Here is a 20526-nt window from a genome sequence, read left to right as displayed (position 1 = left end):
TTCAGTTCAGGAGCATTGCGATGAGTACCGACGAAAAACGCATCCGCGAATTCGCCTATCAGATTTGGGAGTCCGAAGGAAAACCCGAAGGTCAGGAAGCCCGCCACTGGGAGATGGCGCGCAAGCTGGCAGAAGCCGAAGCCCTGGCTCCGAAAAAGTCTCCGAAGGTCGCCGCCAGCAAAGCAGCGCCGAAGAAAACCGGCGACGCAAAACCTGGTCCTGACAAGACACTCAACGGCAAGACCGCCGCACCGAAAACCAAAGCCAAACCGGCGGCGGCTTCAAAGGTGATCCCGCCAGGAGAAAAGGCCATCGAGAAAAAGCCCCGGGCACCGCGAAAACCACCAGCGGTTTGAGACTGTCCTGACAGGGCTTGTGAAGGGTCACCATGAATGTTGAGTCTTATGGCCTCTTCGCGAGCAGGCTCGCTCCCACATGGGATCTGTGTCGTTCAAAAAATAGAGGCCCGTTCCCGATAAATGTGGGAGCGAGCCTGCTCGCGATGGCGGCGTGCCAGTCGCCATTGGTTTTGAGTTTGCAGGAGCACTTATGACCAGTCCGAAGAAAACCGCCGCGCCGCCCCCACGTGCCGAAGCCACACGAATCCGTGAAGGGCTGCCCTTCCCGCTGGGTGCCACCTGGGACGGACTGGGAGTCAACTTCGCCCTGTTTTCCGCCCACGCCACCAAGGTTGAACTGTGCCTGTTCGACGACACCGGCGAGGTGGAACTCGAACGCATCGAACTGCCCGAATACACCGACGAGATCTATCACGGCTATTTGCCCGATGCTCATCCCGGGCTGATTTATGGCTACCGCGTGTATGGTCCGTACGACCCGGCCAACGGCCACCGCTTCAACCCCAACAAACTGCTGATCGACCCCTACGCCAAGCAACTGGTCGGCAAGCTGAAATGGTCCGAAGCGCTATTCGGCTACACCATTGGCCACCCCGACGCCGACCTCAGTTTCGATGAACGGGACAGCGCGCCCTTCGTGCCCAAATGCAAGGTCATCGACCCCGCGCACACCTGGGGCCACGACCACCGCGTCAGCGTGCCGTGGGACAAGACGATCATTTATGAAACCCATGTGCGCGGCTTCACCATGCGTCATCCCTCGGTTCCCGAAAACGTACGTGGGACGTTTGCCGGGTTGATGGTCGATGACGTGATGGAGCACATCCGCAAGCTCGGCGTGTCGTCAGTGGAGCTGCTGCCGATCCACGCGTTCGTCAATGATCAGCATTTGTTGCACAAGGGCATGACCAATTATTGGGGCTACAACAGCATTGCGTTCTTCGCCCCCGACCCGCGTTACCTGGCCAGTGGCAAGATTGCCGAATTCAAGGAAATGGTCGCGCACCTGCACGAAGCCAATCTGGAGGTGATCCTCGACGTGGTCTACAACCACACCGCCGAGGGCAACGAGCAAGGCCCGACCCTGTCCATGCGCGGCATCGACAATGCGTCCTACTACCGCCTGAAACCGGATGACAAGCGCTTCTATATCAACGATTCCGGCACCGGCAACACCCTGGACCTGAGCCATCCGTGCGTGCTGCAAATGGTCACCGACTCCCTGCGCTACTGGGCTTCGGAAATGCATGTGGACGGCTTTCGTTTCGACCTGGCGACCATCCTCGGGCGCTATCACGATGGCTTCGACGAACGCCACAGTTTCCTCGTCGCCTGCCGCCAGGACCCTGTGCTGCGCCAGGTCAAACTGATCGCCGAACCATGGGACTGCGGCCCCGGCGGTTATCAGGTTGGCAATTTTCCGCCGGGCTGGGTCGAGTGGAACGACAAATTCCGCGACACCGTGCGCGCTTTCTGGAAAGGCGCCGACGGGCAACTGGCGGACTTTGCCAGCCGCCTGACCGCCTCCGGCGAGATGTTCAATCAACGTGGCCGCCGCCCCTACTCATCGGTGAACTTCGTCACCGCCCATGACGGCTTCACCCTCAATGACCTGGTGTCGTACAACGACAAGCACAACGAAGCCAACGACGAGAACAATCAGGACGGCAGCAACAACAACCTGTCCTGGAACCACGGCGTCGAAGGCCCCACCGACGATCCCGAGATCAACGCGCTGCGCCATCGGCAGATGCGCAATTTCTTCGCCACCCTGCTGCTGGCACAGGGCACGCCGATGCTGGTGGCTGGCGACGAGTTTGCCCGCACCCAGGACGGCAACAACAATGCGTACTGCCAGGACAGCGAGATCGGCTGGATCAACTGGGACCTCAGCGAAGACGGCAAAACCCTGCTCAAGTTCGTCAAACGCCTGATCAAGTTGCGCCTGACGTACCCGGTCCTGCGCCGCGGGCGTTTTCTGGTGGGTAATTACAACGAGGACATTGGCGTCAAGGACGTGACCTGGCTGGCGCCGGACGGTACACAAATGACCACCGAGCATTGGCACGACGTGCACAATCGATGCCTGGGCATGCTGCTCGATGGCCGCGCCCAGGAAACCGGCATTCGCCGCAAAGGCGCCGACGCAACGTTGATGCTGGTGGTCAACGCGCATCACGACATCGTCAATTTCCGGCTACCGGAAGTGCCCGACGGTGGTTTCTGGACGTGCATGATCGACACCAACCAACCGTCGATCCGCGGCCAGGAGCGCTTCGAGTTTGGCCACGAGTACTCGGTCACCGGCCGCTCATTGCTGCTGTTCGAGTTGCAGCATGAGGATGAGGAGTAGCGACGAGGCTCAGGAATTCACGGCGCCACTGCCGTAGAGCGGAAAAATAATATTGGTCAGGTTCGCGATGCGACGAATAGCGTTACATGAGCAATACTCGATGCGCGGCAATCCAGGGTTTGGCTTGGCGCACATTGTCATCAACGAGCCCTCACGGGTCTGCCGGGCCTGAATCGCGTACGACTGAAGGCGAAGCAGAACAAGGACGTAGTACCCATGAAATCCGTTTCCGTCAGTGAAACCAGCCTGCCATCACAGATCTGGAACAGTGCCCCGCAACTGGACAGCATTCCGGTCATCAGCCCCCAATCCCTGGTACCCACTGGCGCACGCGCGGTGCTCGTTGCTCCGCACCCCGGCGATGAAGTCGTGACCTGCGGCGGCCTGTTGCAATTACTCAGCAACCTGGGCCACCCACTGCAATTGATCTCGATCACCGACGGCAGCGCCAGCCATCCGGGCTCTGTGCAATGGTCGGAAAAACGCCTCAGCGTATTCCGTCCCCAGGAAAGCGTCGAAGCCATACGCCGACTCGGGTTGCCGATGCACAGCCTGAAGTGGATACGGGGCGGGTTTACCGACAACGCCCTGGTGGAACACGAAGAACAGATCGCCCGCTTCATCACGCGTTACCTGCGCCCCGGTGATGTGGTCTTCAGCACCTGGCGCGAGGACGGCAATGTCGACCACGACACCGTTGGTCGCGCCAGCGCCAAGGCGGCGGCCAGTGCAGGGGCAACCTATAACGACGTACCGCTCTGGGCCTGGCACTGGCCGGTACGGGACCGGGAGCTGATCCCCTGGCATCGTGCACGCAAGGTGCGCCTCGATACCTGGACCGTCGCCCGCAAGAGCCACGCCACCCACGCCTACGCCAGCCAACTCGACGGCGAACCGGCCATCGGCCTTGCACCGTTGCTGCCCCGGACGCTGCTGGAGCGTATCCGTTTGCCTTATGAAATCGTGCTGGTTTGAAAGCGCATCCCATCAGACTGAACTGCCTGCTGTTGCATCAGTCGCATACATAAGCAGCCCTGATCAGAGGAGTGCATGTGGCCAGTCATTCAAAACCGCAGGTAGCCGAATCAATGCCATTGAACACCCCCCCGGCGATTCATCGGCTTCGCGTGCTGACGGTCAACACCCACAAGGGTTTTACCGCACTCAACCGGCGCTTCATCCTCCCCGAGTTACGTGAAGCGGTACGTAGCACGTCGGCAGACCTGGTGTTCCTGCAAGAGGTCGTCGGCGAGCACGACCGCCACACCTCCCGCTACAACGATTGGCCGCAAACCTCGCAATATGAATTCCTTGCCGACAGCATGTGGAACGACTTCGCCTATGGGCGCAACGCCGTCTATCCCGATGGTCATCATGGCAACGCCTTGCTGTCGAAATACCCGATCCGCGAATATCGGAATCTGGATGTTTCCATCACCGGCCCGGAACGTCGCGGCTTGCTGCACTGCGTGCTGGACGTGCCGGGGCATAGCGCAGTCCACGCCATCTGCGTGCACCTCAGCCTGCTGGAAAGCCATCGTCAGTTGCAATTGCAGTTACTCTGCCAGCTCCTAGAGTCCCTGCCTGAGCAGGCGCCGGTGATCATTGCCGGCGACTTCAACGACTGGCAGATGCAAGGCAACGCCGCCCTGGTCCGTCGCGATGACTTGCACGAAGCTTTCGAACGCCACCTTGGTCGTCCGGCCAAAACCTACCCCGCGCGGTTTCCCTTGTTGCGCCTCGATCGCGTCTACCTGCGCAATGCCAGCAGCCATGAGCCGAAAATACTCGGGCACAAGCCGTGGACGCATCTTTCCGACCATTTGCCTTTGGCGGTGGAAGTGCATCTTTGAATCGCTGCCGAAACCCGACAACGGGGAACATTCGGTAACGCGGGAGTCCGGGTGAAGTGGCAAGGGCCTCAAGGCACTCTGTCCCGAGATTTTTTGGACGATCCGTCGAACAAACAAGAGCTTGGAGACACGCCATAAATCAGGCACTTAAACCTTTTCCACTTATCGGCCGTCTTCTTGACGCGACCGTTTCGCTCTTCTTGACTTCACGTTACTACCCCCGGATTTGCCATCAGGACCCGCCTCAGATTCCCGTAAAAACGGGCAGTCGGTGGCGAGTCCTATCCCATTCGGTCGCCCCTCATTCGGGGTAGGAGAGACGCCAGAGCAAGATGCCGCATGCGCCTGCAAGGTAGACCTCCATGAAAACTTCACTCACCTCAGAAGAGATCAAAGTCGCTTTTCGCACCGTGTCGAGTTCAATCCTGTTGTGCTCCTCCCTGGAAATACAAGCCGCCCCTGCCGAACAAGAAACAACGCCGTGGTATCGCCAGGACATCCCGACGCTCAATCTGTCTACCCTTGCAGTAACGTACCCCGGTCAGTTCAGCGCTCATCCCGATCTGCGAAGTTCGAACCTGACCACCGAAGATGCCGCGCCCACGGCCTGGGACCAACTCTACGGCCAACCTTCTCGCCAGGCACAAACCGATTTCCTTTCCCTGGAGCTGGCCGTTCCCGGCACCCACGAATTCAAAGGCCCGGCGATCCTCACCCTACAGAGCGCCAGTGGCCATACGCATAGGATCGGGTTGGTCGGCGGTACGAGTCAGTTCCATCTCAACAACAACGGCGCGCAGATCAACCCGGTAATGTCCGACGCCAATAGCGACACGCTCAACCTCCAGGGGCAAAGCCTCGGCGCCTACTGGAGCCTGACCGGACCACAAGGCTGGCACGTCGACCTGACCGCCAGCGGTGGTCGGCTAAGCGGCTTCAGCCGCAACGAGCAAGGGACCCGAAGAGCCACCGAGGGCAGCGCGGTAACGCTGTCGGTGGAAGGTGGCATTCCCATCGGCCTTGGCGAAAACTGGGTGATTGAGCCCCAGGCACAGTTGATCAATCAGCGCATCACCCTGGACGCCCCGTTTGCCAATTCGGGCAATGCGTCTTCCACTGATCTGACTTCGTGGAGTGGCCGGGTCGGTGCGCACTTGAAAGGTAGTTACGACATCAACGGCCTGCCGGTCGAACCTTACGTGCGGACCAACTTGTGGCATACGGTGTACACCGGCAACAGCGTGACCCTCGATCAGGTCGACAAGATCAGCAGCAGCCGCAACTCCTCGACCGTCGAACTGGGCCTGGGCCTGGTCGCCAGAGTCACGCCGACCGTGAGTTTTTACGTCAGCGCGGACTACAGCAGCGATGTGGATGACAACGACCTGAACGGGTTGATTGGCAGCCTGGGTATACGGATGCGCTGGTGAAGGAGTGTTGGTCAGGTTGGCCCCTTCGCGAGCAGGTGCGGCAATCCGACCTGCTTGCAAAAGGCAGCACCGCCGACTTCGGATCAGCCCTGCGGCCTCAACATCAACACCGCCAACGGCGGCAGATTCAGCACCAACGACAACGCCTGCCCATGGCTCGGCGTTTCTTTGGCCACTGCCCCGCCGCTATTGCCGTAATTGGAACCGGCATAGATCGACGAGTCGCTGTTGAGCACCTCGTTCCACTGCCCGGCAAACGGCACCCCGACGCGATAAGCCTCGCGTGGCACCGGGGTAAAGTTGGCCACCACCAGCAGTGGCTTGCCATCCTTGCTCCAGCGCAACCATGCATAAACGCTGTTGATCGCGTCATCGCCGATCAGCCATTGGAAACCCTGCGGCACATCGTCCTGCTCATGCAGCGCCGGCTCTTCGCGGTATAAGCGATTGAGGTCGGCCACCAGTTTCTGCACGCCCTTGTGCTCGGAGTATTGCAACAGGTACCAGTCCAGTTGCTGGTCATGGTTCCACTCGCGCCACTGGCCGAACTCGCAGCCCATGAACAGCAGCTTCTTGCCCGGATGCGCCCACATGAAACTCAGGTAGGCCCGCAGGTTGGCGAATTTCTGCCAGCGGTCGCCGGGCATCTTGTCGATCAGCGAGTGTTTGCCGTGCACCACTTCGTCGTGGGAGATCGGCAGGATGAAGCGCTCGGACCAGGCGTACACCAGGCCGAAACTCAGCTCGTTGTGGTGATGGGCGCGGTACACCGGGTCCTGCTGGATGTAATGCAGTGAATCGTGCATCCAGCCCATGTTCCATTTGTAGGCAAAGCCCAGGCCGCCCTGCTGCGTGCCCTGGCTGACGCCCGGCCATGCGGTGGATTCTTCGGCGATCACCAGTGCACCGGGCGCTTCCAGGGCCACTACGTCGTTGAGATGGCGCAGGAAGTCGATGGCTTCCAGGTTCTCCCGGCCGCCGTGGCGGTTCGGCACCCATTCGCCAGCCTTGCGCGAATAGTCGCGGTATAGCATCGAGGCCACCGCATCGACCCGCAGACCGTCGACATGGAAATGCTTGAGCCAGTGCAGCGCCGACGCCAGCATGTAGCCGTGCACTTCGGTACGTCCCAGGTTGTAGATCAGCGTGTCCCAATCCTGGTGGAAGCCCTCCTGCGGGTTGCCATACTCGTACAGCGCCGTGCCGTCGAACTGGGCCAGGCCGTGGGTATCGGTAGGGAAATGCGCCGGCACCCAGTCGAGAATCACCCCGAGCCCGGCCACATGGCAGGCGTTGACGAACGCGGCGAACTCGTCCGGCGTGCCATATCGTGCACTCGGCGCGAATTGCGACAGCAACTGATAACCCCACGAACCGCCGAACGGGTGCTCCATGATCGGCATCAGTTCGATGTGGGTGAAGCCCAGGTCTTTTACATAGGGAATCAGGCGCTCGGTCAGTTCGGGCCAGGTATACTGGCGGGCCACTTCGCCGAGGTCGTCCAGCTCGCATTGCCACGAGCCGGCGTGCAACTCGTAGATCGACAATGGCGCCGTCACCCGCTGGCGATCGCCCCGGCCCATCATCCAGTCCTGATCCTGCCAGTCGACTTTCAATGGGGAAGCGACTTTCGAGGCGGTGTCCGGTGGCAGGCTGGTGGCCAGCGCCATGGGATCTGCCTTCAACGGCAGAATGCCGTGGGCGCCGAGAATCTCGTATTTGTAGGCGTCGCCCGCTTGCAGGCGCGGGATGAACAACTCCCAGACACCGGTGGGATGACGCAGGCGCATCGGATGCCGGCGCCCGTCCCAGACGTTGAAATCTCCGACCACCGAAACCCGTCGGGCATTCGGCGCCCACACGGCGAAACGCACGCCATCGACGCCGTCCACGGTCTTGAGTTGTGCGCCCAGGCACCCGCTGAGGTCACGGTGATTGCCTTCGGCAAACAGGTACAAGTCCATTTCGCCCAGCAAGGGGCCAAAGCTGTAAGGGTCCTCGGCCGTTTGCTCGCCGCCAGCCCAACGGGTGCGCAGCAGGTACCCTTGCACAGGGCCGAAATGCCCGACAAACAACCCCGGCGTCTCAGTGGCTTCAAGCTTTCCAAGCGCTTCGCCCGAATCCCTGGCCAGTACTTCCACACCCAGGGCGCCCGGCAGATAAGCGCGAATGAACTGCCCGCCGACGCCATCACCATGAGAGCCGAGAATGGCGAAGGGATCGATATGCTCGGCGCGCACCAATGCATCGATATCCCGTGCGCTGGGCAGTAGCGCTTCTTTGTGATAACCCTGTTCCTTGTTCGAGACACTCATGACTACTCTCCATCAAGATCGGAAAAGGGTTTAAGCCCACTCAATAATCCATATAAACCGTGCAACGGCACGGGCAACCAGGTAGGGCGATTTTCCGCCTCATAGGCCACTTCATACGCCGCCTTCTCCAGACCGAACAACGCCTGCGCGGCGTCCTCGCCTTCGGGATCTTGCCATGCATGGGCAAGACTAGCTGCCGCCAGCCGATAAGCGTCGACAAATGCTTGCCGCGCTTCGCTCAGGTAGCGCTCGGTGACCCGCAAACGCGCGGCAGCGGCCGCGGCCGTGTTGTCGACGCCCTGCACGTTGATCGCCATCGCCGCCGCATAGTCGAAGGAACGCAGCACGCCGCTGACATCCTTGTACGGGCTGTGCTTGCCCCGTCTTTCCTGCAACGGCCGTGCCGGTTCACCTTCGAAGTCGATCAGATAGGCATCGCCCTTGATCACCAGCACCTGCCCCAAATGCAGGTCGCCATGCACGCGAATGCGCAAGCCGCCCGCAGTCTTTTTGCCCAACGCTTGCACATGACCAAGAATGGCTTTTTTGTTGTCCAGCAAATGGTTGACCAGTATCTGGTCCGCCGTATTCAGTTGATTTTCATGTTGCTTGAGCAAGTTCAGCGCATGCTCGACTTGCGCCGCGACATCCTTGGCCGAGGCCAGCGCTTCCTTCTGCGTGGTGACCTGCGGCAAGAAATCCGGGTGGGTACCCGGCGCTGCCAGTACCAGATGCATTTCCCCCAGGCGCTGACCGAGCATAGCGGCGAAATCTTTCAGTTCGCCGAGCGCGTTGTAATGTTGCTCCTGCCCGGACACGGCGTCGGCCAGCTCATCGCGAAGCGCCCGCTCGAGATTGTTCTGGGTCCATTCCCAGGCGTCACCCTGATTACTCAGATAGCCTTGGGCAATCATCAGCAAGTTGTCCTCACCCGCTGCATCCCGACGCACCACGGCACCCAGCAATGGCGAAATATTGCTGAACCCGGCTTGCGTCAGGTACGCGCTCATTTCCAGTTCAGGATGTACCCCGGAGGCGACCTTGCGGATCAACTTCAGCACCAGGCTGTTGCCGATCACCACCGAACTGTTGGACTGTTCGGCGGACAGGTAGCGCACCGACGACTCGGCATTGAGGCCGAGTTTTTCAAGCTCCGCGGTGGACTCGAAGTGGATGTCGCCATCGCTGGAAGCCAACACTGTGCCGGCCTGAATGCCCTGCAATACGGCATGCACAAAAGTTTCCAGGCTGAAGGCATCGGTGATCAAGCCGACCTGGCGTCCGCGCCGTACCCGCGACAACGCCAATTGCTGCGGCAACGGCGTACCGACCTGGTCCTCCGGGATAAAACCGAACGGCAATTGGTAGCGGCTGCTCTGGCCACCGCACGTGACATTGATCTCACTGAACAGCACCGGATACTGCGGATCGCCGAACCGCACGCCATAGGCCAGATCGACCTGTTCGATGGCGGCGTCCTTGCCCGCAAACCAGCGGCGGTTCTGCAGCCAGTTCGGCAGGATGCTTTGTTCCAGCGTGGTCCTCGACGGCGCTTCGAGCAGTTCTTCCATGCGTTTTTTCAGCACCAGCGTGGTGAAGTCGGGCAGGCTTTGTGCGGGCTCCACGTGCCAGCTCGGCATCTGGTTTTCCGCGGCGAGGCCGAACCAGTAAAAGCCGTAAGGCGCCAGCGTCAGGAGGAAATTCAGCTGGCCGATAGGCGGGAACGCATTACCCCCGAGCATTTCCACCGGCACCATGCCGACGTAGGCCGACAAGTCCAGCTCGGCGGCCTGGGCACTGCGCGACACGTTGGCCACACACAGAATGATTTCGTGCTTGCCGTCCACCCCGGTGTACTCACGGGTGTAGGCCAGAATCCGCCGGTTGCTGGGTGAAAGCATCTTCAACGTACCGCGCCCGAAAGCCTTGGATTGCTTGCGCACGGCCAGCAGGCGCCGGGTCCAGTTCAACAGCGAATGCGGGTCGCCGGCCTGGGTTTCGACGTTGACCGACAGATAACCGTATTGCGGGTCCATGATCGGTGGCAGCACCAGGCTGGCCGGGTCGGCGCGGGAGAAACCGCCGTTGCGGTCGATGGACCATTGCATCGGCGTGCGCACACCATCGCGGTCGCCAAGGTAGATGTTGTCGCCCATGCCGATTTCGTCGCCGTAGTACAGGGTCGGCGTGCCGGGCATGGACAGCAGCAGGCTGTTGAGCAGCTCGACCCGACGGCGGTCGCGCTCCACCAATGGTGCCAGACGGCGACGAATCCCCAGATTGATCCGCGCGCGACGGTCGGCGGCATAGTAATTCCACAGATAGTCGCGTTCCTTGTCGGTGACCATTTCCAGGGTCAGCTCATCGTGATTGCGCAGGAAGATTGCCCATTGGCAGTTGGTGGGAATATCCGGGGTCTGGCGCAGAATATCGGTGATCGGGAAGCGATCTTCCTGGGCCAGTGCCATGTACATGCGCGGCATCAACGGGAAGTGAAAAGCCATGTGGCATTCGTCGCCGTTCAGGCCTTTCCTATCGGTTTCGCCGAAGTACAACCGGGTGTCTTCCGGCCACTGATTGGCCTCGGCCAGCAGCATGCGGTCGGGGTAGTTGGCGTCGATTTCCGCGCGGATCCTTTTGAGGACGTCATGGGTTTCCGGCAGGTTCTCGTTGTTGGTGCCGTCGCGTTCGATCAGGTAGGGAATCGCGTCCAGACGCAAGCCATCGATGCCCATGTCGAGCCAGTAGCGCATCACCGACAGCACCGCTTTCATGACTTGCGGGTTATCGAAATTCAGGTCCGGCTGGTGGGAGTAGAAACGGTGCCAGAAGTATTGGCCGGCAACCGGGTCCCAGGTCCAGTTGGACTTTTCGGTGTCGAGGAAAATGATCCGGGTGCCGTCGTACTTCTGATCGTCATCGGACCACACGTAGAAGTCCCGCGCTGCCGAACCGGGCCTGGCCTTGCGTGCGCGCTGGAACCACGGGTGCTGGTCCGACGTGTGGTTGATGACCAGCTCGGTGATCACCCGCAGGCCACGTTTATGCGCCTCGGCAATGAACCGCCTGGCATCGGCCATGGTGCCGTAGTCACTGTGCACGCCGCGGTACTCGGCGATGTCATAACCATCGTCGCGCCGTGGCGAGGGATAGAACGGCAACAGCCAGATGGTGTTGACGCCCAGGTCGGCGATGTAGTCGAGCTTGGCGATCAGGCCGGGAAAGTCGCCGATTCCGTCGTTGTTGGAGTCGAAATACGATTTGACGTGAACTTGATAGATCACCGCGTCCTTGTACCAGAGCGGGTCCTTGATGAACGTGGCTGCCTTGGGTTTCTTCGCCATTTGAAACTCCTGGTCAATTCGACCTGGCCACAGGATGAGACTCTCTGTGGCCAGGGACCTTTCAGGTCTATGCGGTGATTCTCCAGATCCCGAACGGCTGGTACGCCGGGTCGATCCGCATGAACTGGTACTTGCCGTGCCAGGTCCAGCGATGGCCATTCATCAAGTCTTCGCCCTGGGTACTGGCGTCGTCAGGCAAGCCCATTTCCCACAACGGCAACTCGAAGTTCGCCTCCTGCACGTTGTGCGGGTCGAGACTGACCGCCACCAGAATAAAGTTGCTGCCGTCGGTGTTGCGTTTACCGAAATACAGGATGTTGTCGTTCCAGGCGTTGTAGACCTTCAGGCCCAGATGCGTGTGCAACGCCGGGTTCTGTCGGCGAATGCGGTTGAGCTGGGCAATCTCGGCAATGATGTTGCCCGGCGCATTGAAGTCCCTGGGGCGGATTTCGTACTTCTCGGAGTCGAGGTACTCCTCCTTGCCCGGCACCGGCGCCGACTCGCACAGCTCGAAACCCGAATACATGCCCCACAGGCCCGAACCCATGGTCGCCAGCACGGCGCGAATGAGGAACCCGGGACGCCCGGATTCATGCAGGAACGCAGGGTTGATGTCCGGTGTATTGACGAAAAAATTCGGCCGGTAGCACTCGCGCCACGGCGACTCGTTGAGTTCACTGAAGTAGCTCGCCAGTTCGGCCTTGGTGTTGCGCCAGGTGAAATAGGTGTAGCTCTGGGAGTAACCGACCTTGCCCAGACGCGCCATCATTGCCGGGGTGGTAAAGGCTTCGGCGAGGAAGATCACCTCGGGGTACAACGCCCGTACATCGGCGATCAGCCATTGCCAGAACGGCAACGGCTTGGTGTGCGGGTTATCGACGCGGAAAATCTTCACGCCCTCCTCGACCCAGCCCACCACGATATCGCGCAACTCCACCCACAGGCTCGGAATCGCCTCGGGGGTATAGAAGTCGACGTTGACGATGTCCTGGTACTTCTTCGGCGGGTTCTCCGCGTACTTGATCGTGCCGTCGGGTCGCCAGTTGAACCAGCCAGGATGTTGCTTGAGCCACGGATGGTCCTGGGAACACTGGATGGCGAAATCGAGGGCGATTTCCAGGCCATGGGCCGCAGCGGCCGCCACCAGTCGCCGGAAGTCGTCGCGGGTACCCAACTGCGAGTGAATCGCCTCGTGCCCGCCCTCCTCACTGCCGATCGCATAAGGGCTGCCCGGATCATCGGGGCCCGCCGTCAGGGCGTTGTTCGGGCCTTTGCGGTAGCTGCGCCCGATCGGATGGATCGGCGGGAAATACAGCACATCGAAACCCATGTCCTGGATCATCGCCAGCCGTGAATGCACGTCATTGAAAGTGCCATGGCGCGCCGGACTGTCGGTGATCGAACGCGGGAACAACTCATACCAACTGGCGAACTGTGCCAGTTCGCGTTCCACATCCACCGGGTATTCCGGGCTCAGGCTCAAGTATGCACGGTGTTCGACGCGAGCCATGAGGTCGGCACTACGCTGGTGCAAAAACAGTGCGACCTGCTCGGCTTCAAGCAATCCTGACAGTTCATGGTGCAAAGCTGCCAATTGCTCGCTGAGTTGCCCTTCGCTGCGTTCGGCGGCTTGTTGCACATGAATCCGCCCTTCCTGCAATTCCAGGCTGACGGGCACCGCTGCCGCATGTTTCTTTTCCAGCTCATGGCGAAAACTGGCGAACTGATCGATCCAGGCTTCGATACAGAACAGATAGCGACCCTGGCTGTCGACACGGAACTGCCCTTGCCAACCGTTGTTACCCAGATCGTTCATGACAGCGCCTTGCCAGACGTCCTCGTCTTCGGCCCGCCAGCGCACGCGAACTGCCAGCTTGTCATGCCCGTCGGCGAAAACCTTGGCCGTCACCACCACATCCTGCCCCACCACGGCCTTGACCGCGAACTGCCCGCCTTCAAGGGTCGGCATGATGTTTTCCATGACAATACGCGGCAGCAACAGCGCCTGCGACAGCGGCATGTGCGGGTTGTAGCTCAACTCAGTCGGTTTTTCAGCCGTCATCGAGCCTCTCTCCTTACGCCCCATGGACGCGCTTGTGTCAGTTCGCCACCCCGGCAGGCCATTCACCTCGGGATTCACTCACTTAGGTTCCGAGCGACAGCCACCGTGAAAGTTCATCAGCAATTTGCGCAATAAAACCCATCGCGCAGCAGTCAACCAACCCGTCCACCTACTTAAGCACGACTCACGCCATGTGCCACCGGAGACCTGAACGATGAACAATCCATTCCCGGCTGCCCCAACGCTAACAACGTACTGAACACCGCCGTCGCCTCCCTGCCCAGCCCGGCCGTGACGCCAGTACTTGAAAGCCACCGACAGTGATTCGCTGATTTGACTGACGTTGATCAACACCCACGCATAGGCGTTTGCACCTTTGTGCAGCGGGTGCTTCAAGTTGTCGCAGGCCATGCGATCATCGCCATCTGATCCGCTTTTTAATGCAATACCTGAGTCTGTTATGCAAACAGATCGCCGCTCATAGTGCTCATGCCTGATGGAGGCTGATGAGCGAAAGACCATGAGCGAGAGAATCCCCGTCCGAACCGTAGAAACATTCGAGCCTTCGCATCCAAAGATGAAGGCCAGAACCAGCGACAACCTGATCCACACCCGCAGCTTCACCGGGCTGTTTCGCAACCTGCGCATCAGCGGCGCGGGGTTTCTGTTTTTGCTGTTCTTCGGCACCGTGTGGCTGAACTGGGGCGATCGCCAGGCGGTACTCTGGGATCTTTCCGAAAGCAAGTTCCATATCTTCGGTGCGACCTTCTGGCCACAGGACTTCATCCTGCTTTCGGCGCTGCTGATCATCGCCGCGTTCGGTCTGTTTGCGATCACCGTGCTCGCAGGGCGTGTCTGGTGCGGCTACACCTGCCCGCAAAGTTCGTGGACGTGGATCTTCATGTGGTGCGAGAAAATCACCGAAGGCGAACGCAACCAGCGGATCAAGTTGCAAGCCGCGCCCTGGGGCCTGAACAAACTGATGCGGCGCGCGGCCAAACACACCTTGTGGCTGACCATCAGCCTGTTGACCGGCCTGACCTTCGTCGGCTACTTCACGCCGATCCGGCCCTTGGCCGAGGAGCTGCTGACCTTTCAACTGAGCGGCGTCAGCCTGTTCTGGGTGCTGTTTTTTACCGGCGCCACGTACATCAATGCCGGGTGGCTGCGTGAAGCGGTGTGCATGCACATGTGCCCCTACGCGCGGTTCCAGAGCGTGATGTTCGACAAGGACACCCTGACCATTTCCTACGACGTGGCCCGAGGCGAAAACCGTGGCCCGCGCAAACGCGAGGTCAAACCCGCCGAAGTCGGCCTGGGCGACTGCATCGATTGCCAGCTCTGCGTTCAGGTCTGCCCGACCGGCATCGACATTCGCGATGGCTTGCAGATGGAGTGCATCGGTTGCGCCGCCTGCATCGACGCCTGTGATTCGATCATGGACAAGATGGGCTACGCCCGAGGATTGATCAGCTATACCTCCGAGCACCAGTTGCAGGGTGGCAAGACGCACCTGCTGCGCCCGCGCCTGATCGGCTACACCACCGTACTGCTGGTGATGATCGCCGCACTGGTGGTGGCGCTGATGGAACGGCCGATGGTCTCGCTCGATGTCAGCAAGGACCGCGGTCTGTTCCGCGAGAACAGCCAGGGGCAGATCGAAAACATCTACAGTCTGAAAGTGATCAACAAGACCCAACAGCGTCAGGACTATCAATTGCAACTGGTCGATGCCGACGGTTTCGAGTTACAGGGCAAGACCTTGTTGAGCCTGGCACCAGGCGAGATCGTCGATGTGCCGGTGTCGGTGGTGATGCTCACGGAGCGTCCGGCCAGCAGTTCGCAGAGCCTCGGCTTCAAGGTGGTCGACAGTGATGAGCCTGGCGTCTACAGCGTGGCGAAGAGCCGGTTTGTTGCGCCGACGAATCGCTAAGCCATTACACTGCCATTCGCGAGCAAGCCCGCTCCCACAAAAAACAGCGCAATAACTGTGGGAGCGGCGGTGCGACGGTTCGACTTGCCCGCGATGAAGTCACCTCGATTTCCTGTATGACCTCAATCGGGCTATTGATGAAACGCTACGAAAAATTCGCCGACGATATCGCAGAACTGATCCGCACCGGCGTCCTCGGTCCGGGCCAGCGTGTGCCGTCAGTACGCTACGCCAGCCAGACCTACGGCGTCAGCCCGTCGACGGTGTTCCAGGCCTACTACCTGCTGGAACGTCGTGGACTGATCCGCGCCCGTCCGCGCTCCGGCTACTTCGTCAACGCCCATGCACCACGGCCGTTTTCAGAGCCGGTGATCAGCAATCAGGTCAACGAGTCCACCGAAGTCGACGTCAGCGAACTGGTGTTCTCGGTACTCGACTCGATCAAGGACCCGAACACCGTGCCCTTCGGCTCGGCGTTCCCCAGCCCGACGCTGTTTCCCCTGCAACGCCTGTCCCGCTCCCTGGCCAGTGCCAGCCGCGAAATGGACCCGCGCATGGTTGTCACCGATATGTCGCCGGGCAACCCGCAACTGCGCCGGCAAATAGCCCTGCGCTACATGGTCGGCGGGCTGATGCTGCCGATGGAGGAATTGCTGATCACCAATGGTGCGCTGGAAGCCCTCAACCTGTGCCTGCAAGCGGTGACCCAGCCCGGGGACCTGGTGGCCATCGAAGCCCCGGCGTTCTACGCCTGCCTGCAAGTGCTTGAACGGCTGAAACTCAAAGCCGTGGAAATCCCGGTGCACCCGCGCGATGGCATCGACTTGGGCGTGCTTGAGCAAACCCTGGAGCGGTATCCGATCAAGGCCTGCTGGTGCATGACCAGCTTCCAGAACCCCATGGGCGCGACTATGCCCGAGGCGAAGAAACAGGAGCTTGTTGAGCTGTTGCGCAATCATCAAGTCCCGCTGATCGAGGACGATGTCTACGCAGAGTTGTATTACGGCCAGCAAGCGCCAAAACCTGCCAAGGCTTTCGACACCGAAGGGTTGGTGATGCATTGCGGCTCGTTCGCCAAGAGCCTGGCCCCCGGTTACCGCATCGGCTGGGTCGCCGCCGGGCGTTATGCGCAGAAAATCGAACGACTGAAACTCATGACCTCGCTGTGCGCCTCGATGCCTGCCCAAGCGGCTATTGCCGACTACCTGCAACACGGGGGCTACGACCGGCATCTGCGCAAACTGCGCCACGCGCTGGAAGACCAGCAAAGCGCCATGCTCGCCGCCATCGCCCGGTATTTCCCGGCACAGACACGGGTCAGCCAACCAGCGGGCGGGTACTTCTTATGGCTGGAATTGCCGGAGCAGATGGATTCGCTGAAGTTATTCCAGATGGCACTGGCGCAAGGCATCAGCATTGCACCGGGGCCGATCTTTTCCCCGGCGCAGCGGTTCAGGAATTGTATTCGGTTGAATTATGGCAGCCCTTGGGATGAGACTGCGGAGAAGGCGATGGAGACGCTGGGGCGGATTGTGCGGTCGTTTTGAGGGTTAGATATTGCCTTTGCGGGCAAGTCGGATCGCCGCACCGCCGCTCCCACAGGGTTCCTTCGTGAACACGAGATCTGTGAACACCGCTGATCCACTGTGGGAGCGGCGGTGCGGCGATCCGGTTTGACCGCGAAGGGGCCAGAACCGACAACGCAAACCTTAGATCAACGCCCGCCCCCCAGATCCACAAACGTCCCCGTCGCATAAGACGCCTTGTCCGACAGCAACCAGACGATCGCCTCCGCCACTTCATCAGGCCGCCCGCCCCGTGCCATCGGAATCGCCGATTCCAGTTTGCTGACCCGATCCGGGTCACCGCTCAAGGCATGGAAATCGGTATGGATGTAGCCGGGACGCACGGCGTTGACGCGAATACCCTCGCCTGCCACTTCCTTGGACAGGCCGATGGTGAAGGTGTCCAGCGCGCCTTTGGAGGCGGCGTAGTCGACATACTCGTTGGGTGAGCCCAAACGCGCGGCCACCGAGGACACGTTGACGATGCTGCCGCCCTGCCCGCCGTGTTTGGGCGACATGCGCAGGATCGCGTGCTTGGCGCAGAGGATCGGTGCCAGGACGTTGGTTTTCATGATTTTGAGAATGCGGAACTCGGACATTTCGTCGACCCGGGACTTTTGCCCGACGGTGCCGGCGTTGTTCACCAGCGCGGTGACCCGGCCCAGTTCACTGTCTACCCGATTGAACAGCGCAATGACTTCGTCTTCGATGCTGACGTCGGCCCGTACTGCAATGGCTTGCGCACCGAGGGCGCGGACTTGTTCCAGCACGCCGAGAGCCGCCTGTTCATCAGCCTGGTAGTTGATGCAGATCCGATAGCCCTGCGCGGCGGCCAACAGGGCGGTGGCGGCACCAATGCCGCGGCTGCCGCCAGTGATGACGATGACTTTGTCCATGCGAGCTTTCCCCCAATTCAAAGCTTAAGCGGTCGGGGCAAGAATAACCGCCATTGACGGTTTTTGCATGGCTACACATCAGCTGTCATGTCATCGACATCTCGCGCTCGGCACTGGCTTTCAACTGCTCGACCAATTGCTCCCCGCGATGGATTTCCACCATGAAACCCGCGGCCGGCAGCGGATGCCCCAGCAGGTAACCCTGCAACGAATCGCAACCGAGTTGCGTCAGGAAGTCCTGCTGCACCCCCGTCTCTACCCCTTCGGCGACGATGCGCAACCCCAGCGCCTGCCCCAGGGCCACGATGGCCGAAACGATGGCGGCGTCATCGCTGTCGCGCTCCAGGTCGCGGACAAAACCGCGGTCGATCTTCAGTTCGTTGGCCGGCAGGCGCTTGAGGTACATCAAACTCGAATAGCCAGTGCCAAAATCGTCGATGGACAGGTCGACGCCCATTTCCGACAGTTCCTGAAGCACCGTCATGCTCGCGTCGGCATCGCTCATGGCGGTGGTTTCAGTGATTTCCAGGGTCAGGCTGTTGGCCGGCAGATGGTGAGTCGCCAGGGCCTTGGCGACGCTCTGGACCAGCCCGGAATGGCAAAACTGAATGGCCGAAAGGTTCACCGCGATGCGCCAATCGGTGTAGCCCAGCACATACCACTCGCGCATCTGACGGCACGCTTCGTTGAGCACCCACTCGCCGATCGGAATGATCAGCCCGGTTTTTTCCGCCAACTCGATGAATTTGTCCGGCAACAGCATCCCGTGCGTCGGGTGCTCCCAGCGCAACAAGGCTTCGGCGCCCACCGGCCGGCCATTGGCAGCGTCGAACTTGGGCTGGTAATGCAGGCTGAACTCCTGTTGTTCCACGGCATTGCGCAAGTCCTGCAGCAATTGCAGCTGTTTGCGGGCATTGCTGTTCATCGAGGCATCGAAAAAGCTGTAGCCGTTTTTACCCGCGCCCTTGGCGTGATACATCGCCGCATCGGCGTTCATCAGCAATTCCTCGGCGGACTGCCCATTACCCGGGTAGAGCGCAATGCCGACGCTGGCTGAAATGTGCAAATCATGTTCGGCAACCCGAAACGCGCGCCCGATCAACCCGACCTGACGTGCCGCGAGGTTCAAGGCGTCAATCTGTTCACTCAATTGCACCAGCAACACGAACTCATCGCCGCCGATCCGCGCCAGGGTGTCCTGGCTGCGCAAGTCTTCGCGCAGGCGCTTGGCCACTTCGCGCAACAGCAGATCACCCATGTGGTGGCCAAAAGCATCGTTGACCGGTTTGAAGCCGTCCAGATCAATGAACATCAGGGCAAAGCAGCCACCCTCTTCACAGACCCGCGACATCGCCTGATCGATACGATCGGCGAGCAGCATCCGGTTCGGCAACCCGGTCAGGGTGTCGTGCAGGGCCAGTTGGGTCAGTTCACGGTTGGCCTCGGTCAGCGACTGGGCCAGGCTCGCGGTGCGGGCTTCCAGGCGTGCATCGAGGATCGAGGTCAGCAAGGCAATGCTCAGCACGGCCAGCGTGGTGACCAGCACCAGGTTGTCCAGGCCCTTGCCAGTCAGGCCATTGACCGCCGCCCCGCAAAAACTGCCATCGGCAAAGCGTGCGGCGGCCATCCCGGTGTAGTGCATGCCGACGATGGCGATGCCCATGATCACGGCGGCCCCGCCACGGATCAGACGGACATAAGGCGTGTGCTGGCGCAAATGGAATGCGATCCACAATGCCGCGCCCGATGCCCCGACAGCGATCAGAAGCGAGGCGCCGAACAGCGTCGGATCGTAGTCGATGCCCGGTTGCATGCGCATGGCAGCCATGCCGGTGTAGTGCATCGCGCTGATGCCGGCGCCCATGACCAACGCGCCAAAGGCCAGTTGCCAGGCCGGCAATTGCGGTTGGCTGACCAGCCACAGCGCAAAACCACTGGAAAGTACTCCGATCAGCAGCGACAACAGGGTGATCGTGCCGTCGTACCCCAGATCGATCGGCAACTTGAACGCGAGCATGCCGATAAAGTGCATCGACCAGATGCCGATACCCATGGCAATGGCCCCGCCTGCGGTCCACAAATGCACGGCGCGGCCTTTGGCCGTGGCAATGCGTCCGGTCAGGTCGAGTGCGGTATATGAGGCGAGAATCGCTACGCAGAGCGAAATGATGACCAGGGTGGGGGAATAGCTACCGATGAGCATGGGGACTTCTCGCGAATGCCCCCTTTAATGGTATTGATTCTCGCTGGGGCAAATGCGGCGATTGTACTGATTCCGATTGAGAACGCACTCACAAAATAAGCAAAAGGCCATCAGTCCGATGAAACGCTTGTTTTAAGGATTTACATTAACTCCCTTCAAGCTGCTGACGCCTGCCTAAACCTGTGGGAGCGAGCTTGCTCGCTCCCACAGGGA

The 20526-nt window shown here is 60.4% G+C and carries 12 protein-coding genes; 7 read left to right on the top strand and 5 right to left on the bottom strand.

Features of this window, described 5'->3' with window-relative positions; translation table 11 throughout:
- Positions 1–20: 20 nt before the first annotated feature.
- The 5 genes from CAF65_RS02960 (at position 21) to CAF65_RS02940 (ending at position 5995) form a co-directional block, all read left to right on the top strand.
- Positions 21–356: a DUF2934 domain-containing protein gene (locus CAF65_RS02960; protein WP_085714942.1), complete on the top strand. Its 336-nt coding sequence runs from the start codon at positions 21–23 to the stop codon at positions 354–356.
- A gap of 193 nt (positions 357–549) precedes the next feature.
- The gene (glgX, locus tag CAF65_RS02955) at positions 550–2712 is read left to right on the top strand and encodes a glycogen debranching protein GlgX (protein WP_085714941.1); all 2163 of its coding nucleotides are present in this window, start codon (positions 550–552) and stop codon (positions 2710–2712) included.
- Positions 2713–2928: 216 nt separating this feature from the next.
- Complete coding sequence (locus CAF65_RS02950) at positions 2929–3687, top strand: PIG-L deacetylase family protein (protein ID WP_085714940.1); 759 nt, start codon at positions 2929–2931, stop codon at positions 3685–3687.
- 113 nt (positions 3688–3800) lie between these two features.
- The gene (locus CAF65_RS02945) at positions 3801–4565 is read left to right on the top strand and encodes an endonuclease/exonuclease/phosphatase family protein (RefSeq protein ID WP_085714939.1); all 765 of its coding nucleotides are present in this window, start codon (positions 3801–3803) and stop codon (positions 4563–4565) included.
- Between the two features lie 362 nt (positions 4566–4927).
- Positions 4928–5995, top strand: coding sequence for an autotransporter outer membrane beta-barrel domain-containing protein (locus CAF65_RS02940; protein ID WP_085714938.1), 1068 nt, complete (start codon positions 4928–4930; stop codon positions 5993–5995).
- An 83-nt stretch (positions 5996–6078) separates the two neighbouring features.
- Here CAF65_RS02940 and glgB read toward each other — a convergent pair whose 3' ends face one another.
- The 3 genes from glgB to CAF65_RS02925 all read right to left on the bottom strand — a co-directional run bounded on the left by glgB (position 6079) and on the right by CAF65_RS02925 (position 13716).
- The gene (gene glgB, locus CAF65_RS02935; protein ID WP_085714937.1) at positions 6079–8310 is read right to left on the bottom strand and encodes a 1,4-alpha-glucan branching protein GlgB; all 2232 of its coding nucleotides are present in this window, start codon (positions 8308–8310) and stop codon (positions 6079–6081) included.
- Between the two features lie 2 nt (positions 8311–8312).
- Entirely contained in the window at positions 8313–11654 is a 3342-nt protein-coding gene (gene treS / locus CAF65_RS02930; RefSeq protein ID WP_085714936.1) for a maltose alpha-D-glucosyltransferase, read from the bottom strand.
- 67 nt (positions 11655–11721) lie between these two features.
- A complete protein-coding gene (locus CAF65_RS02925) occupies positions 11722–13716 on the bottom strand; it encodes an alpha-1,4-glucan--maltose-1-phosphate maltosyltransferase (RefSeq protein ID WP_085714935.1) in 1995 nt (664 codons plus the stop codon).
- A gap of 520 nt (positions 13717–14236) precedes the next feature.
- Between CAF65_RS02925 and ccoG the strand changes: the two genes are divergently transcribed.
- Both ccoG and mapR read left to right on the top strand, forming a co-directional pair.
- Complete coding sequence (ccoG, locus tag CAF65_RS02915; protein ID WP_085714933.1) at positions 14237–15649, top strand: cytochrome c oxidase accessory protein CcoG; 1413 nt, start codon at positions 14237–14239, stop codon at positions 15647–15649.
- 137 nt (positions 15650–15786) lie between these two features.
- Positions 15787–17196 (top strand): GntR family transcriptional regulator MpaR, encoded by a 1410-nt coding sequence (gene mapR / locus CAF65_RS02910; protein WP_085715230.1) that lies wholly within the window; start codon positions 15787–15789, stop codon positions 17194–17196.
- A gap of 167 nt (positions 17197–17363) precedes the next feature.
- Here the strand turns inward: mapR and CAF65_RS02905 are convergent, their stop codons facing one another.
- Together CAF65_RS02905 and CAF65_RS02900 are read right to left on the bottom strand one after the other, a co-directional pair.
- Positions 17364–18110 (bottom strand): SDR family oxidoreductase, encoded by a 747-nt coding sequence (locus CAF65_RS02905; protein ID WP_057397634.1) that lies wholly within the window; start codon positions 18108–18110, stop codon positions 17364–17366.
- 85 nt (positions 18111–18195) lie between these two features.
- Entirely contained in the window at positions 18196–20313 is a 2118-nt protein-coding gene (locus tag CAF65_RS02900; RefSeq protein ID WP_085714932.1) for a bifunctional diguanylate cyclase/phosphodiesterase, read from the bottom strand.
- Positions 20314–20526 lie beyond the last annotated feature (213 nt).

It is taken from the genome of Pseudomonas sp. B28(2017) (genome assembly GCF_002113025.1).
GTDB lineage: Bacteria > Pseudomonadota > Gammaproteobacteria > Pseudomonadales > Pseudomonadaceae > Aquipseudomonas.
The sequence above is the reverse complement of the archived record's forward strand: the minus strand, read 5'-3'. Positions and strand labels throughout refer to the sequence as shown.

Excerpts from the sequence above, each read along its gene's own strand:
- CAF65_RS02960 (WP_085714942.1), top strand. The coding sequence starts at position 21 with ATGAGTACCGACGAAAAACGCATCCGCGAATTCGCCTATCAGATTTGG.
- glgX (WP_085714941.1), top strand. The coding sequence starts at position 550 with ATGACCAGTCCGAAGAAAACCGCCGCGCCGCCCCCACGTGCCGAAGCC.
- CAF65_RS02950 (WP_085714940.1), top strand. The coding sequence starts at position 2,929 with ATGAAATCCGTTTCCGTCAGTGAAACCAGCCTGCCATCACAGATCTGG.
- CAF65_RS02945 (WP_085714939.1), top strand. The coding sequence starts at position 3,801 with ATGCCATTGAACACCCCCCCGGCGATTCATCGGCTTCGCGTGCTGACG.
- CAF65_RS02940 (WP_085714938.1), top strand. The coding sequence starts at position 4,928 with ATGAAAACTTCACTCACCTCAGAAGAGATCAAAGTCGCTTTTCGCACC.
- glgB (WP_085714937.1), bottom strand. The coding sequence starts at position 8,310 with ATGAGTGTCTCGAACAAGGAACAGGGTTATCACAAAGAAGCGCTACTG.
- treS (WP_085714936.1), bottom strand. The coding sequence starts at position 11,654 with ATGGCGAAGAAACCCAAGGCAGCCACGTTCATCAAGGACCCGCTCTGG.
- CAF65_RS02925 (WP_085714935.1), bottom strand. The coding sequence starts at position 13,716 with ATGACGGCTGAAAAACCGACTGAGTTGAGCTACAACCCGCACATGCCG.
- ccoG (WP_085714933.1), top strand. The coding sequence starts at position 14,237 with ATGAGCGAGAGAATCCCCGTCCGAACCGTAGAAACATTCGAGCCTTCG.
- mapR (WP_085715230.1), top strand. The coding sequence starts at position 15,787 with ATGAAACGCTACGAAAAATTCGCCGACGATATCGCAGAACTGATCCGC.
- CAF65_RS02905 (WP_057397634.1), bottom strand. The coding sequence starts at position 18,110 with ATGGACAAAGTCATCGTCATCACTGGCGGCAGCCGCGGCATTGGTGCC.
- CAF65_RS02900 (WP_085714932.1), bottom strand. The coding sequence starts at position 20,313 with ATGCTCATCGGTAGCTATTCCCCCACCCTGGTCATCATTTCGCTCTGC.